Annotated in this window: 16 protein-coding genes; 7 read left to right on the top strand and 9 right to left on the bottom strand. The window is 46.6% G+C overall.

Translation table 11 applies throughout. From position 1 onward, the window contains the following. Nucleotides 1-65: 65 nt before the first annotated feature. On the top strand, nucleotides 66-812 hold the full coding sequence (lgt, locus tag Q7R76_05650; protein MDO8643031.1) for a prolipoprotein diacylglyceryl transferase: 747 nt from the start codon (nucleotides 66-68) through the stop codon (nucleotides 810-812). 28 nt (nucleotides 813-840) lie between these two features. Here lgt and Q7R76_05645 read toward each other — a convergent pair whose 3' ends face one another. Together Q7R76_05645 and Q7R76_05640 are read right to left on the bottom strand one after the other, a co-directional pair. Then, nucleotides 841-1,707, bottom strand: a complete 867-nt coding sequence (locus Q7R76_05645) for a hypothetical protein (GenBank protein ID MDO8643030.1) — start codon at nucleotides 1,705-1,707, stop codon at nucleotides 841-843. Nucleotides 1,708-1,798: 91 nt separating this feature from the next. Then, nucleotides 1,799-2,314, bottom strand: coding sequence for a hypothetical protein (locus tag Q7R76_05640; protein MDO8643029.1), 516 nt, complete (start codon nucleotides 2,312-2,314; stop codon nucleotides 1,799-1,801). 142 nt (nucleotides 2,315-2,456) lie between these two features. Between Q7R76_05640 and Q7R76_05635 the strand changes: the two genes are divergently transcribed. Beyond that, entirely contained in the window at nucleotides 2,457-4,751 is a 2,295-nt protein-coding gene (locus Q7R76_05635) for a type II/IV secretion system ATPase subunit (protein MDO8643028.1), read from the top strand. A gap of 81 nt (nucleotides 4,752-4,832) precedes the next feature. Here the strand turns inward: Q7R76_05635 and Q7R76_05630 are convergent, their stop codons facing one another. Continuing rightward, nucleotides 4,833-5,225, bottom strand: coding sequence for a hypothetical protein (locus tag Q7R76_05630; protein MDO8643027.1), 393 nt, complete (start codon nucleotides 5,223-5,225; stop codon nucleotides 4,833-4,835). Between the two features lie 2 nt (nucleotides 5,226-5,227). Further along, nucleotides 5,228-5,752: a nucleotidyltransferase domain-containing protein gene (locus Q7R76_05625; protein MDO8643026.1), complete on the bottom strand. Its 525-nt coding sequence runs from the start codon at nucleotides 5,750-5,752 to the stop codon at nucleotides 5,228-5,230. A 179-nt stretch (nucleotides 5,753-5,931) separates the two neighbouring features. Between Q7R76_05625 and Q7R76_05620 the strand changes: the two genes are divergently transcribed. Beyond that, nucleotides 5,932-6,456, top strand: coding sequence for a hypothetical protein (locus tag Q7R76_05620; protein MDO8643025.1), 525 nt, complete (start codon nucleotides 5,932-5,934; stop codon nucleotides 6,454-6,456). Nucleotides 6,457-6,466: 10 nt separating this feature from the next. Here Q7R76_05620 and Q7R76_05615 read toward each other — a convergent pair whose 3' ends face one another. Continuing rightward, nucleotides 6,467-6,943: a hypothetical protein gene (locus tag Q7R76_05615; GenBank protein ID MDO8643024.1), complete on the bottom strand. Its 477-nt coding sequence runs from the start codon at nucleotides 6,941-6,943 to the stop codon at nucleotides 6,467-6,469. 365 nt (nucleotides 6,944-7,308) lie between these two features. On the opposite strand from Q7R76_05615, the gene Q7R76_05610 reads away from it, so the two are divergent. Continuing rightward, nucleotides 7,309-9,591, top strand: coding sequence for a hypothetical protein (locus Q7R76_05610; protein MDO8643023.1), 2,283 nt, complete (start codon nucleotides 7,309-7,311; stop codon nucleotides 9,589-9,591). A gap of 18 nt (nucleotides 9,592-9,609) precedes the next feature. Here the strand turns inward: Q7R76_05610 and Q7R76_05605 are convergent, their stop codons facing one another. Both Q7R76_05605 and Q7R76_05600 read right to left on the bottom strand, forming a co-directional pair. Beyond that, nucleotides 9,610-9,900 (bottom strand): hypothetical protein, encoded by a 291-nt coding sequence (locus tag Q7R76_05605; GenBank protein ID MDO8643022.1) that lies wholly within the window; start codon nucleotides 9,898-9,900, stop codon nucleotides 9,610-9,612. Nucleotides 9,901-9,941: 41 nt separating this feature from the next. Further along, entirely contained in the window at nucleotides 9,942-10,247 is a 306-nt protein-coding gene (locus Q7R76_05600; protein MDO8643021.1) for a hypothetical protein, read from the bottom strand. Nucleotides 10,248-10,545: 298 nt separating this feature from the next. Between Q7R76_05600 and Q7R76_05595 the strand changes: the two genes are divergently transcribed. Further along, nucleotides 10,546-11,211 (top strand): LAGLIDADG family homing endonuclease, encoded by a 666-nt coding sequence (locus tag Q7R76_05595; GenBank protein MDO8643020.1) that lies wholly within the window; start codon nucleotides 10,546-10,548, stop codon nucleotides 11,209-11,211. Between the two features lie 12 nt (nucleotides 11,212-11,223). Then, nucleotides 11,224-11,736, top strand: coding sequence for a class I SAM-dependent methyltransferase (locus Q7R76_05590; GenBank protein MDO8643019.1), 513 nt, complete (start codon nucleotides 11,224-11,226; stop codon nucleotides 11,734-11,736). 4 nt (nucleotides 11,737-11,740) lie between these two features. Here the strand turns inward: Q7R76_05590 and Q7R76_05585 are convergent, their stop codons facing one another. Then, the gene (locus tag Q7R76_05585; GenBank protein ID MDO8643018.1) at nucleotides 11,741-12,118 is read right to left on the bottom strand and encodes an SOSS complex subunit B family protein; all 378 of its coding nucleotides are present in this window, start codon (nucleotides 12,116-12,118) and stop codon (nucleotides 11,741-11,743) included. A gap of 97 nt (nucleotides 12,119-12,215) precedes the next feature. On the opposite strand from Q7R76_05585, the gene Q7R76_05580 reads away from it, so the two are divergent. Next, nucleotides 12,216-12,701, top strand: coding sequence for a hypothetical protein (locus tag Q7R76_05580; GenBank protein MDO8643017.1), 486 nt, complete (start codon nucleotides 12,216-12,218; stop codon nucleotides 12,699-12,701). Here the strand turns inward: Q7R76_05580 and Q7R76_05575 are convergent. Then, nucleotides 12,698-13,618, bottom strand: a complete 921-nt coding sequence (locus Q7R76_05575; GenBank protein MDO8643016.1) for a hypothetical protein — start codon at nucleotides 13,616-13,618, stop codon at nucleotides 12,698-12,700. The two genes, Q7R76_05580 and Q7R76_05575, sit on opposite strands and share 4 nt — an antisense overlap. Between the last annotated feature and the right edge of the window lies 1 nt (nucleotide 13,619).

The following is a 13,619-nucleotide window of genomic DNA, read 5'->3' as shown; positions in this document are numbered from 1 at the left end:
CTTGCTATTTAAAGAGAGTCCCTGAACACGAAAACTTTATAACCCTTGTTTTATGATGACTCGATATGTTTGAGCACACGATTAATCCGATTGCTGTGAAATGGGGTATTATCACGGTGCACTGGTATGGCATCCTCATGGCTGCGGCGTTTCTCTGCGGCTATTTCATTCTCCAAAAACTGGTTACCGAGCGAAAGCTTCGCGTTAATGTTGATTCCTACGTTATGTACATGATTATCGGCATCCTTGGCGGCGCCCGGCTCGGTGAAATTATTTTTTATGAGCCATTATATTATCTCGCCAACCCACTAAAAATCTTTGCCGTTTGGGAAGGCGGTCTCGCGAGTCACGGCGCCATGCTTGGCGGCATTCTTGCGCATTGGCTTTTTTGCAGAAAAAACAAGATTCACTTTTACGAGCTCGCTGATGTTGCGGTCATTCCCATCGCCCTCGGCGCAGCGTTTGTGCGGCTGGGAAATTTTGTCAACGCAGAAATTGTCGGTCGAATAACCAGCGTGCAATGGGCAATCAAATTTCCTGGCGCTGAAGGGTTCAGGCACCCCTCACAATTGTATGAGGCGGTTAAAAACTTTTTTTTGTTTGGCCTACTATGGAACATGCGAAACATGAAACTCCCACGCGGCTTTTTGTTCTGGTCATTTTTGTTTATGTATGGAATTCTCCGGTTTTTCGTAGAATTTTTCAAGGACTTTGAGCTGTTCTCATTTGGACTGACACTCGGGCAGTTGTTGAGCATACCATTTATTGTTGTGTCAGGATGGATGATGCGGAGATTGTGGAAGAAAAAATGATACTGCTGATAAAAAAATTTGAAACAGGTTATTTTTTCATCCGTTCAGTTATCTTCGACAGCTCGTGCACGTTCTCAACAAAGCCCGGCAGTATTTTTTGGAACACTTTTTCCAGCGCTTTGATTTCAACCGTGACCGTGGAAATGCCTTTGTCGTAATCGCCGAGTTTTCCCAGCACGCCTTCGTGGAGCTTGTCAAAGCTGCCGCGGAGGTCGCCGAGCTGCTGCTCAACTTTGACCACGCGTGTTTCCATGGAGTCTTTCCATTCAATGATGCGGTTGATGCTATCGACGAACTCGTTCCATTTCTCCTCGATAATGCTTTCGGCAATCTCATGCATGCGCTCATCGCGCTCTGATAGTTCTTCAGAAAGGTCTGACGATGAAGAGGAAGAACCGCCGGAGCTCGAACTGGGCGAGTTGGACATAAATGAGGGCCGCGAAGCAGACGCAGATGACGACTGCTGCATTCCCTGGCCTGCGCCGAAACCAGATGGTGATGAGGGGGATTGAGAATTGGTTGAAGGACTCTGCATGCCTGACATACCGCCGGCAGGGCCAGCGAATCCGGGCTGGTTTGACTGGGCAGGATAAATCCCCACCTTGATGTCTGCCTGATTCAGCGCATTGTTGATGGTGTCAAGAGAATAGCCAAATCGCTGGAGATTTTGAATAATTTGGTTGTTGCTCATGCCCTGATTGCGCATATTGACGATGTGCTGAACGGGAATGTCTGTTGGTTGAGTTTGTTGATTAGGCATGCTGCGACCTCCTTGTTCGCTCTTTCCACTCTTGTCACTCATTTCTTCCAGCGCATCAAATGCGCCGGCAGGCGGTGCTGGGCCGTCGGCATCAGCCGGATAGGTTGGCCGTTTGAGGATGTTGAAGAGTGCCATGTCATCACCGTGGTTGTTCTTGTTTTTATAGTTAGTTATTTTGGTTGGTTTTTTGTTCGTTATTGTTGATTGTGTTGGTTGGGTTAGTTGGTTAATCGTTAATTAGTTTCATAGGTTCATTGCTCTCACGCAGCCCGGTTGTTTTCCCAAGCATGTCCGCCCGAAGCTGCTCAAATGCCTTGTCAAATTCGTTCCGTGTCACAAAGTGCAGCGGCTCCCATAGTTCTATATAGGTGGTTAAGGTGCGCACCTCGTCTGATTTTGCGCAGTCCTGCAGTTCCTTGACAATCAGCCTCACCTTGTCGCGCAGGTCCATGAATTCTCGGCGGTAATCCGTGAGTTCCGAGCCGACGGCGCGCACTTCTTTGGTGATTTCCTTGGAAAGCTTTAGTAAGCTGTTTTCCGTGAGCTGCATCTTCTTGCGTACGTTCGCGTACCGTTCCTCAAGCACCATGATGCGCCGGCTGAGGTTGGAAACATCTTGAGAAAGTTCAGATAGGCCTTCCTTGGCTACGGCAACCGGCTCTTTTTTCTCAAACATCGGCCGTTGACCCGTCAATGCCATCGGCGAAACTGACGGAGGTGGTTGGGGAGGAGCAGGAGTCATGATACCTCTTTGTTCTTATTTCTCGGTTCTTATTTCTCTGCTGAAAATATTTATAAACTGGATACGCTTGAATACTCGTAACAGTCTTGTAACCGTCTTTTGTATATAAAGTTTATTTAAAATGTGGTAAAAACGTGCGCCCATGGTAAAAGAGGTCTGGAAATACGACATTCTCCGCGAAGGAGACGAAGCAATTATTCGCTTTGACTGCCAGCACATGCTCCGCACGCCGTCCATCGAGGACGACCCGCTGTATATGAATAAGACAATCGAAGTGCTTGCTGAAGCAGGCAAGGCGACAAAAATTGTGTTCTTCCAGAAGCGCGACTTTGAGTATGATTATGAGCAGACGCAGATGCTCATGGAAATCGCGCGGCTGTTCACCACGCTCTCTAAGCAAAAAGAATTCTTCAGCCTCACGGCGCTCAGCCTTGACGGCAAGTGCAAACGCAACATTGAGCTCAGGTATAATATTATCCACGGCACAATTTTCCGGCTGATAAAGGAAGATCCGGTCGGCTGTTATGTTGAGCTCAAGCGCATGATTCGCACCGAGCGCATTAACCTCGACAAAACCGCGGAGAGCATGGAAGCAGAAGGGCTAAAAAAGTATGTCACGCTCCTGACGTATATTCAGACCAAGCTCGAGCACACCCAGCTCATCACGCTCGCGCTTCCGCACCTCCACGGATTTCGCCTGGGGGTGCGGGACGTGTACCGCGAAATTTTACGGCCCGTCATCAAGCCGGACTTCATGTTCACCAAGCTCATGTCGCAATACCCTGTAGGCGGCGAGGAGATTGACAATTACAAAGTGGGTGGGGACGAAGACGTTGAAATTACCGTGTTCCAGTTTCCTGACAGCGTCAAATATTTGTACCATGTGCTGCCGCCGGAATTCAAGCTGGGTGAAGAGGAGTACGACCTGCTTGACATGGCGCGAACCGTCATGGCAGAGCACAAGCCAACGCGCGAAGAATTTGTCAATCCTCGGCGCATGCGCGAAGTATTTTCGCACGTTGGGCATGACCTCATTGAAGAGCTCATTGACTACAAGAACTTGAAGCTCTCGCCAAAAATGGTCGACCTGCTGACCAATATTCTTGTGCGATACACCGTCGGATTCGGCCTTGTCGAAGTATTGTTGATGGATGAGAAAATCCAAGACATCACCATCAACAGCCCGTATGGGCGAATTCCGATTTTTATTGTGCATGCTGATTATGCGGACTGTGACACCAATATTGTGCCGACAAGAAATGAGGGAGAAAGCTGGGCATCGAAGCTTCGCATGATTTCTGGCAGGCCGCTCGACGAGGCAAACCCGATTCTTGACACGGAACTGCATCTCAACTTTGCCACGGCAAGAATTTCAGCCATCACCCGCCCGCTGAATCCGACTGGGCTTGCGTACTCGTTCCGCCGCCATAGAAACAAGCCATGGACACTGCCGCTCTTCATCAAGCAAAAAATGATTAACCCCCTCGGCGCTGGCATCCTAAGTTTTATCGTTGACGGCACGCGCACCATGTTGATTGCCGGCACGCGCAGCAGCGGCAAATCCAGTTTTCTTGCAGCACTCATGGTTGAAATCATGCGGCGGTACCGCGTCATTACCATTGAAGACACGCTGGAACTGCCGGTTGACGGGCTGCGGGAACTGGGATTTAATATTCAGTCACTGAAAGTTGCATCCGCACTGGTCAAGGGAACATCAGAAGTGAGCGCTGAAGATGGTATCCGCAGCACCCTGCGCCTCGGAGACTCGTCGCTTATTGTAGGAGAAGTGCGCAGCAAGGAAGCGGTTGCACTCTATGAAGCAATGCGAGTCGGCGCAGCCGCAAACGTGGTTGCCGGCACTATCCACGGCGACAGCCCCTATGGTGTATTTGACCGTGTGGTCAATGACATCGGCGTACCGAAAACATCGTTCAAAGCCACTGACATTATTATTGTTGCCAATCCCATCAGAAGCGCTGACGGCATTCACCGCGTGCGCCGTGTGACGCAGATTACTGAAGTGCGCAAGCACTGGGAAGAAGACCCGCTACTCGAAAATGGATTTGTTGACCTGATGAAATATGAGAGCAAGACTGACACGCTTCATACCACCGACGACCTCATCAACGGCGAGAGCGATGTGCTGAAAACCATCGCCGCAAACATTCCTGACTTCGTCGGCAACTGGGATTCCTTGTGGGAAAACATAGAGCTGCGAGCCAAGTGCAAGCAAACGCAGGTGAGCTGGGCAGACAAGCTCAACAATGGTGATTTGCTTGAGGCGCCATTCACGATTCAATGCAATGACATGCTCCACCTCTTCACTGAAAAAGTCAAGAAAGAAACCGGCCACATGGAAGCCAAGCGCATTTTTATTGAATGGGAAACGTGGCTGAAAAAAGAAATGAAAAAGTTGAGCATGGGCGGGAAGGAGTGATGAATGTTTGTAAAGAGGGTTGTACATTTTTAAAATAAGAGTTTTCAAATGGCCTGAGCGTTGATGTGCGGCGCAGTAGTTTCACCTCTTGTTGTAGGTGTTTTTTAATGTGGCTATTATTGCCTTAAAGGCAGATTCATTTCTGGTAAGGTAGGATGGTTCGACTGCAAAGCCTTCGTACGCAATCCGATTTCTAAGAATGCGAAGATCATCAAGTAAAGAAAGATCATGGCTGGTGTATTCAGGATACTTTTTTTGCAAATACTCAATGAGGCCTTTATGGCTCAGCGTTTTATATCCGTCAAGTAAAAGAAGCGCAGTCAACAATTCTTTTACAATTTCATAATAATCAACAAGGATGAGTGAAGCCATTTTCGTTTTGTCCTGCATGCTGATACGTTCTTCAAGCAACAAAATCATCTTCAGAATGTTTTTTGCTTTTTCAGCGTCTGGTGTTATTTTTATCAGGTCCATAGTCAAAATACCTTCAAATATCCCTTCAAAATGATGCCATTGCACATATTATTTTTTAATTCAGGGCTAAGGCGGGAAAACCGTTCTTCAAAAAATAAAGAGATAGTTCGGTGCAGTATTTTTTCATAGCGGGTAAGATCAACTTTTTTTGGGGGCGCTTGGACAAAGAGGTCTATGTCGCTGGTTTCGGTGTCTTCGCCTTTTGCCACTGAACCAAACAGAACGATAGTATCAGGCATGCAGGCATCATAGAGAGCATCGATAAGCCCGCTTTCGAATAACCGCATGAAGATAGCTGCTTTTTTATGCGTTTTAAAACGCTCAGTATCCCGTTGGGCACGATAGGTTGGATAGAGCCCTGTTTTTTCTTTGATAATAAACCCGTCTTTCATCAAGGCTTTTAAGTGGTTCAGTACTGATGGCTGGGCCAAGTTTGTTCGCCGTGATAGTTCCCGCAGATGAAACTGTTTCATTGGAAAATCAAAAAATTCCTGCAAAATCCGATATTTGCTATAATTTTGTATCATGTGCAACATTATTATAGCAACTGATATATAAATGTTGCGACTTGGGGGGGCAGTGTCAGTTCAAAACGGCGCGCCGTACGGCGCACTGCGCAAAAAAGAAATGAAGAAGATGAACGTGGGTGGGAAGGAGTGAGCAGAAGATATAAAACTTTATAATCCATTCATCACCTCCAAATTTTATGGGAGACATATACCAAGCGTCACAAGAGCTAAAGCCAAGAATTGAATCAGCAAGAACGATTATGGATGCGCTGCGTGACTATTCCGTGAATGGAGCAGGTGAGTGTTCTTTAGAATCATTAGGGTCAGGTTTGTCCAATACTCATTTTAGATTGGGAGAGCTAGAATCCGGCCTGTGGCTGGCAACACGAGAAAATTTTATTCTTGAAGACTGTTCAATGCAGCGTGTTGTTGCTGAAATGTATGCCCGACACCTAGAATATGCACATAAAGAAGGGAAGAGAACTTCACGAGTTTGTTTAGCAGTAAAAGTGCCAAGCGTTGACATCGACGAGATTCCAGACAGATATTTCTTGATTGTAGAAGATTTCACCCACGGTGGAACAGCCCGATTTATACCCGGGCAGAGGGGAGAAGAATATGGCATGCTCAATGGAGAAAGAGTATATTACGACTTCCCGGATGACATACAGCCGGTTGAGTTCAGATTTACTGATGATAGAAGTGTTCTACATATGAGATAGTGCATGTTGTTTATCGGTACACACGCAGCGTCTCGAGACGATCGGTTAATTCTGCTCGCTCTGTTTTCCGTGCGGGTCGGCCGGAACGGGTAACTGCAAAAAGATATGCTTTGTCTGTTTGGGGATGGTACAACACATCTGCTTTGAAAAGCCGCCCGTCAGGAAGAGTAAGCTCGGTATGGGTCAAATGCCGAGTAGTGACGGTTTCCAATGCCCCCGGAGAAATCTCGATTTCCATCTCATCAGTCATATCATACAAGGTATGCGTATCCTCTGCACCTCGGCGAAAAGAAACGTTACGAAATCCAATTAACGCATCACCATAAAAAAACACACCGAGCGGTAAAATTGTTTTTGTTGGCTTGACCAAGTGCCGATTTTCAACAAAATCATTGACAGAAACAGGCGTATACAACTCCGGAATAAATCGATTTACCCATGACAACGCCGGCAAAAATAGGTCAAGTTCTTCATTGAGGTGTAACATACATTAAAAATCGGGCACCTCTTAAAAAACCTTCCGGTTCTAAACAACATTTATAAATCTTAAACACAGAATATCCTTCAAAGGAGGGGTCCTCATGAAACCAGTTGAGTATATCGGGTGGGCCATCGTTATCGTTGCAGGCATCTTGCTTATATTACGAATATTGGGAGTATTGTAAGTATGAAAAATCAGGTAAAAGGGGCTTTGTATATTATCAGTTTATTTTGGACTGTGTGGTTAATCAAAAAATCGTATGGGACAAGCTGTTTTGAATTATTTGACACGTACATTACGGTGATTACGTTATTGAGTTCGATGATTGTGAATGATATGATTGATTAAAATAATCTAAAAAAAGAGGGACCATGGGGCTGTTTGACAAGAAGCCGATTGCAGAAGAGCAGCAGATAGACGAGCGCGCCAAGCTGCGCGGCGAAATTTCCGGCGTGCTTGAGCGCACAAAACAGAAGCTTGCCGAGGAAGCAGCTGCCCCACCAACGGTCGAGGAGGAAGTTGAGCAAAAGCAGATAATGAGCCGGGAGTACAGCGAGTTCAAAAAAGAATACCTACCCAAACAATTTACGTTCTATGAAAAGATGTGTAATACCGCGGAAAAGATAGTCAAGATAAGCCCGCCCAAGGAAAAGCTTGCCGAGCTCCAAAAAAATATTGAAATATGCCACCTCAATGCAACGCCAACTGGGGTGTACACGTTTGCGTTTCTTGGACCAACTGCCATCGCGCTGGTTGGTGCACTCCTTGGATTTCTGCTGCTCGACTCGCCGTTTTTTATTTTCTTCTTTTTCATCTGTGGTTACCTTATGGTCAAGCCGCTGCAAACGCTCCCAACATTCTTCGCCAACAGCTGGCGGATGAAGGCAAGCAACCAGATGGTGCTCTGCATTTTTTATATTGTGACGTACATGCGCCATACCTCAAATCTCGAGCGGGCAATTGGCTTTGCCACCGAACACCTCACGCCGCCGCTGTCGCTGGACTTGCGAAAAATATTGTGGGATGTTGAAACGCAAAAATATGAGTCAGTCAAAGAAGCGCTGGATGCGTATTTGGAAACGTGGAAAGATTCAGCGCAGGAGTTTATCGAATCAATGCACCTCATTGAGGCATCGCTGTATGAGGGCGACGAAACAAAACGGGTGGGAACGCTCGACCGCGCTCTCTCAACCATGCTTGAAGGCACGTATGAAAAAATGTTGCACTACGCGCAGGAACTCAAGTCCCCTATTACCATGCTCCATATGATGGGTGTTATTCTGCCGATTCTGGGACTGGTGATTCTTCCGCTGGTCGTCAGCTTCATGTCCCAAGTGAAATGGTACCACCTCGTTGCGCTGTACAACATTGCGCTGCCGCTCGGTGTGTATTATATGAGCAGAAAAATTCTCTCAACGCGGCCCACGGGCTACGGTGATACGGACATTTCTGACAATCCTGAAGTCAAGAAATTCAAGAAAATGATTTTCCACTTCGGCAAAAAAGAAGTGTCTATTGAGCCGATGTATGTCGCGGTGATTTTTGCAGTGTTCTTCCTGCTCCTCGGCCTTTCCCCCCTCCTTATCCACGCAGCAGTATATAACCCCGTTGAAAAAAATAACCACTGGGATTTTGTCATTACCAACGACTGGAACCTTGCATCCACGACGAAGATGGAGGACAAAAACGCGAAAATTGCGCTGCTTGATTATCGCCTGTCCCAGCCAAAGCCAGACAGCCCTGGTGGAGAGATCATTGGGCCCTATGGCCTCGGCGCAACGCTGTTGAGCATGTTTATTATTGTAGGAATTGGCATTAGTATGGGATTGTATTTCAAACTGCGCTCGAAAAATGTGATTCAAATCCGTGAAAAGTCCCGCCAGCTTGAGCAGGAATTTGCTTCGGCGCTGTTCCAGCTTGGCAACCGCATCGGCGACGGCATACCGGTGGAGATTGCATTTGCAAAAGTGGCAGAGACCATGCAAGGCACGGTGTCGGGTGAGTTCTTTGCCGCGGTGTCAAACAATATTTCGCAGAAAGGCATGGGCGTTGAAGACGCGATTTTCCACCCGCAGTACGGCGCACTGGTTGCCTATCCGTCTGATGTAATTGAATCGTCCATGAAAGTCCTCACCGAAAGCGCAAAGAAAGGACCGAAAATTGCAGCCTCTGCGCTGATTAACGTGTCGAATTACATGAAAGAAATTCACAAAGTCAACGAACGCTTGAAGGATTTGCTGTCTGACATTGTCTCATCCATGCGCTCGCAGATTAGCTTCATGGCGCCGGTGATTTCCGGCATTGTCATTGGCATTACGTCGATGATTACGACGATTCTTGGAAAGTTGGGCGCGCAGATGCGCACACTGGCGGAGACCGGTGGCGGTGGAGCTGGTGGATTGCTTTCGCTGTTTGGCGACAGCGTGCCGACGTATTACTTCCAGTTCATGGTCGGATTGTACGTTGTACAGATTGTATATATTTTGACGATAATGACGAATGGGGTGGAGAATGGGGCTGATGAATTAAACGAACGCTACATGCTCGGCAGTAATTTGGTCACGAGTACGCTGACGTATATTGTCATTGCAACGGTTGTGACTGTGCTCTTCAACATTCTCGCGGTCACTATACTGAAAGGAATTGCGCAGTGAGGAAGAAAATGATTCTGATTACTTAATATAGAAATAAGAGGAGTTATAACGAGTTTCCCAACGAAAAAGGTCAGCACATGATGAACCCGTCTCGGGTGCATAGATTTTTGTTGGATCTACTGGCTGAACAGACGCAGCCGAAGCACTCATTTGTCCGCGACAATAGGCAACATCCTGCCTTTTCATTTGGGTGTAAGCCGCAGAAGCCATTATTGCCACAAGTGCTGCGGGGACTATAATAGCGCCTACAAAGAACCCTGTTAAAGAAGTTTCACTATCAAGTCGTTCGGTTAGTGGTTGGTCAGTCATTGACAGTAGAGAACAAACACCAATATAAAATTGTATCGGATTTATCGAATGCCATATTTAGCGGCAGCGTAGTTATTTAAAAAGCGCACAACGGGAGATGGTGTATCCCAGTTAAAAAGTTCATTACAGGACAGATTGGTCAAAGGCCCCGCTACAGTTACAGGGTCGAAAGTGTTGCCAGAAACAGATGAGCTGTATGTTTTTTGGCGACACCAACGTACATCATCCAATTTATCCAGATACCTGCCCAGATACAAACCTCCGCCGATAAATGTTGCACAGACTAATAGTGGCACTGATAGGGGAGTCGCATCATGCACTCGATCGAGTAATGATTTTTTAACCATGTGCACAGGAAACTCCGGAGGTATATATTTTTATCGGAAGAGAAAAATAAAGAAGGACTCTTGCGAGTCCCCCATGGGAACAGTGGGATTTGAACCCACGACAACCACGTCTTCAGCGTGGTGCTCTCCCAGGCTGAGCTATGTTAATGGCAAAAAAACAATTGTTTTCTCATTCCCATAATAACTCAGCTTGAACCAGAGGGCTTATGGACGATTTATATAGTTTTTGGTCTTTTCCACTGGACACTGGACAAACACCCGCGTCAGGTATTTAAACAGGAACAATACATGCCCCCTTATGAAGAAGAGGATATTAGCAGGGATTGTTGGAGATCTTATGGGAGATGGGCATCTTCAAGGCCATCCAAAATGGAGGATGGATTATACCTCAAAAGATACTACGGAACTTGAGCGATTTAATAACGAAATAAACGTGCTCTTTGGTTACAAAGGCAAAATCAGGGAAAATAAAACAAACCTATACGGGGTTTCATTTAATTTAGGGATTAATAACAGAGAGATTGCACGGTACATGTATAGTCTAGGTGTTCCTGCAGGGAATAAAGTGTTACAACGTTTTGTTATACCCGCATGGATTCGAAACGATAAAGAATGTTTTCGCCGTTTTGCCGAACGGTTGTTTACCTGTGAAGGGTGTGTCGATTGTTTTTCAAAAGCAATAGAAATAAAAATGTCTAAAGAGGTATCTCTCGTTAAAGATGGAATTAATTTTTTTAAGGATATAAAAAAGTTGCTCGAGTCTTATTTTGGTATAAAAACAACAAAACCGTTTTTAGAAGGAAGAAAAAATAAGCGCAAAGATGGAAAAGTGACGGTCGGCGTAAGAATGAAGATACGAAGAAAAGAAAGCATACGATTATTTCAAAAAGAGATTGGTTTTGAAAATGAAGAAAAAAAGAGAAAGTTAGAGTTGATAGTGAAAGGTTTAAATAGGAGCGGCTGATGAACGAGACACATGAACCTGTATACCGATTCGGCTACTGCGGAGTGTATGGTCCGCGCACTGAAAACTATACTCACTGATGCCGGAAAAATTGAAGGGCTAAAAGAAAAAATCATTCTCGATGGCAACTGCGGCACGGGTTCCATTACCGAGTTTTTGCGGGTTGAGTTCCCTGATAGTAGAGTGATAGCAGTTGATTGCGACCGTGCAATTCTCACGCCGGCACCCGGAGTGGTATGTGCAAACCTAAAGCGCTTGCCTTTCCAGAACGACACGCTCGGCATGGTTTTTACTGCGCTCTTGTATGACTACACCCTTCCGAACTGTGCGGGAACATTTCAACTGAACCGTGTACCGTACACTACTGATCTTTTTTCAGCAGTGAATGAAATACGGCGATGCCTTATGCCGGGCGGCATGTACGTGCCGTTTCGTGACCAACCATTACGTGACTATGTGCGAAGTGAAGCAGAATACAAAAGAACGTGGAGGGCAGTAGGCAATTATATTTTTGAGAAGGCTTAGAATCTTAAACTGTCTCTTCTTCAAACAAATCGTCTTCTTCACTCTTCGCAGCTTTTGGTGCCGGCTCTGATTCTGCAGGCGCTGCACCTGCGCCCTTGCTCACGACTTCCAGTGTGCCAAACTTGCCGGTGGAGAGCTGTTTCTCGCCCTGCCATTCGCTGACATAGCCGTTCGTAATTTTGATTTTGTCGCCGACATTGACTTGGTCAACCTGTTCGTTCCAGAGGCTTAATTTTATTTCACCAGAAGCGTCTTTTGCCGTTGCGTTGCATACTCTGCCTTCCTTGCCAAATTTCGCGAAGGTGCGCACGTCACCTTTTTCAGTAATGTCGACGGTAAGGTCAACTTTTCCCTGTCCTGCTTTGAGGTCTGCGATTGGCATATCCCTTTGGGCGAACGTGTTGGTATATAAAGTTTACGCTGATGGTTTTGTTCCAGCATAATAATTCTTATAAAGGAGTGGATGTTGTGAGAAGTGTATGACAGAACCAATTATCCTCCTCCCACGCCTTGTAGCCACGGTCAACCGCGTTGTGCAAGGAACGTGGTCACCGAGCAATGACGACCAAGCAGCGTTGAAAACGCCCCAGCGTTCAGTGCAGTTTCATGAAGCGAATAATGATTTTCATGTGTACAGCACGGTACAGGTACACGACGTGCCGGGAGACGGTGCGTATGTAGACCATATTCGTTTGGAATCAACAACACGCGCTGCAGATAGACGATTAGATGCAGTATGGTACAGGATTGTGGAAAAAATGGTTGGCGAAGTGCAGGAAGAGCATGGAGTGAAATTGATCGCGCTGGATACCGGCGTGTTCGCGTACCACCCACTTGAAACCGATTTTGCCCATGACGGACGATTGGAAGCAGTGGTGCGCACGGTGTATAACACTGGAAGGACGTTGAGAAGAATGATTGATACCGAAGCGCAAAGAATTTTTGACAGGCATTATCTCCGTTAATTCTTCTTCTGCATCCGCACGCTTTCAAACACCGGTGTGATAAATTCTTCATCCCACCCTGCGTCGAGCAGTTTTTGGTGGATTTCGTCTTCAGTGTGCCCGGTCTTCATGCCTTTGAGAATGTACTCTTCAATTTGGCCGGCGTGGTAGGTTGCTTCTTTTTTCTCAATCTGCGCCTCTTTGTGCCGGAAGTGAATCAGCAAAAGAACCATGCCAAAGAGTACAACGAAAAACACACCAGCAGCTGCGTAAAACTGCCACGTGCCAAAGCCGGGAATTCGGTAGAGGCCTTTTTTCTCAATGCAGCAGTCCATTCCCATCTGCGCAAGGTCGCTGTTGCTCAAGCACTGGCTGATTGCAGGGCAGTAGCGCACTTGGAACACCCGATTGCATACCGCGTCGCCGCCGAGTTTTACAAACTCGGAGGGGAGATAATAAAAGTCATTTCCTTGCCCATTATTTTTGAATTTGTCGCACGTCGGATTCGTGATGTGGTCTTTGAAAGAAGCGTAATCAACGTACTGTATGACAAAGTCTTCACTGCCTTGATTGTTCGGATCATTGTTGCAGTAGGTGCTGTATTTTGACTCGGTCACTTCAACAACGCCGCCATCCTTGAAGAGGTCAAATGATTTAACATTGTTGTTGCCGAAGTCAATGAGCAGGCAGATTTCAGCGCCGTCGCCAACATCTTTCGTCAGCGGAAAGCTGTTGGCAAATGCCTTGACTTGGGCGAGCAAGTCTTCAGGCACAGGCGTTCCCGTCGTCAGGGTTTGCTCAACATCAGCAACCTGAAATCCGGTAATACCGTTGGCATTACTTGGCGTGCCCTCAAGCAGGAGCAAGGCGGCAAAGAAAAAAAGCACGAGAAGAGTGTAGCCTGCTGCACGTATCGCCTCTTTTTTAATTCTTCCCATA

Source organism: Candidatus Woesearchaeota archaeon (genome assembly GCA_030651375.1).
Lineage (GTDB): Archaea > Nanobdellota > Nanobdellia > Woesearchaeales > UBA12501 > JAUSFM01.
The sequence above is the reverse complement of the archived record's forward strand: the minus strand, read 5'-3'. Positions and strand labels throughout refer to the sequence as shown.

Coding starts and splice junctions, on each gene's coding strand:
- lgt (MDO8643031.1), top strand. CDS start 66: ATGTTTGAGCACACGATTAATCCGATTGCTGTGAAATGGGGTATTATC.
- Q7R76_05645 (MDO8643030.1), bottom strand. CDS start 1,707: ATGGCACTCTTCAACATCCTCAAACGGCCAACCTATCCGGCTGATGCC.
- Q7R76_05640 (MDO8643029.1), bottom strand. CDS start 2,314: ATGACTCCTGCTCCTCCCCAACCACCTCCGTCAGTTTCGCCGATGGCA.
- Q7R76_05635 (MDO8643028.1), top strand. CDS start 2,457: ATGGTAAAAGAGGTCTGGAAATACGACATTCTCCGCGAAGGAGACGAA.
- Q7R76_05630 (MDO8643027.1), bottom strand. CDS start 5,225: ATGGACCTGATAAAAATAACACCAGACGCTGAAAAAGCAAAAAACATT.
- Q7R76_05625 (MDO8643026.1), bottom strand. CDS start 5,752: ATGATACAAAATTATAGCAAATATCGGATTTTGCAGGAATTTTTTGAT.
- Q7R76_05620 (MDO8643025.1), top strand. CDS start 5,932: ATGGGAGACATATACCAAGCGTCACAAGAGCTAAAGCCAAGAATTGAA.
- Q7R76_05615 (MDO8643024.1), bottom strand. CDS start 6,943: ATGTTACACCTCAATGAAGAACTTGACCTATTTTTGCCGGCGTTGTCA.
- Q7R76_05610 (MDO8643023.1), top strand. CDS start 7,309: ATGGGGCTGTTTGACAAGAAGCCGATTGCAGAAGAGCAGCAGATAGAC.
- Q7R76_05605 (MDO8643022.1), bottom strand. CDS start 9,900: ATGACTGACCAACCACTAACCGAACGACTTGATAGTGAAACTTCTTTA.
- Q7R76_05600 (MDO8643021.1), bottom strand. CDS start 10,247: ATGGTTAAAAAATCATTACTCGATCGAGTGCATGATGCGACTCCCCTA.
- Q7R76_05595 (MDO8643020.1), top strand. CDS start 10,546: ATGAAGAAGAGGATATTAGCAGGGATTGTTGGAGATCTTATGGGAGAT.
- Q7R76_05590 (MDO8643019.1), top strand. CDS start 11,224: ATGAACCTGTATACCGATTCGGCTACTGCGGAGTGTATGGTCCGCGCA.
- Q7R76_05585 (MDO8643018.1), bottom strand. CDS start 12,118: ATGCCAATCGCAGACCTCAAAGCAGGACAGGGAAAAGTTGACCTTACC.
- Q7R76_05580 (MDO8643017.1), top strand. CDS start 12,216: ATGACAGAACCAATTATCCTCCTCCCACGCCTTGTAGCCACGGTCAAC.
- Q7R76_05575 (MDO8643016.1), bottom strand. CDS start 13,618: ATGGGAAGAATTAAAAAAGAGGCGATACGTGCAGCAGGCTACACTCTT.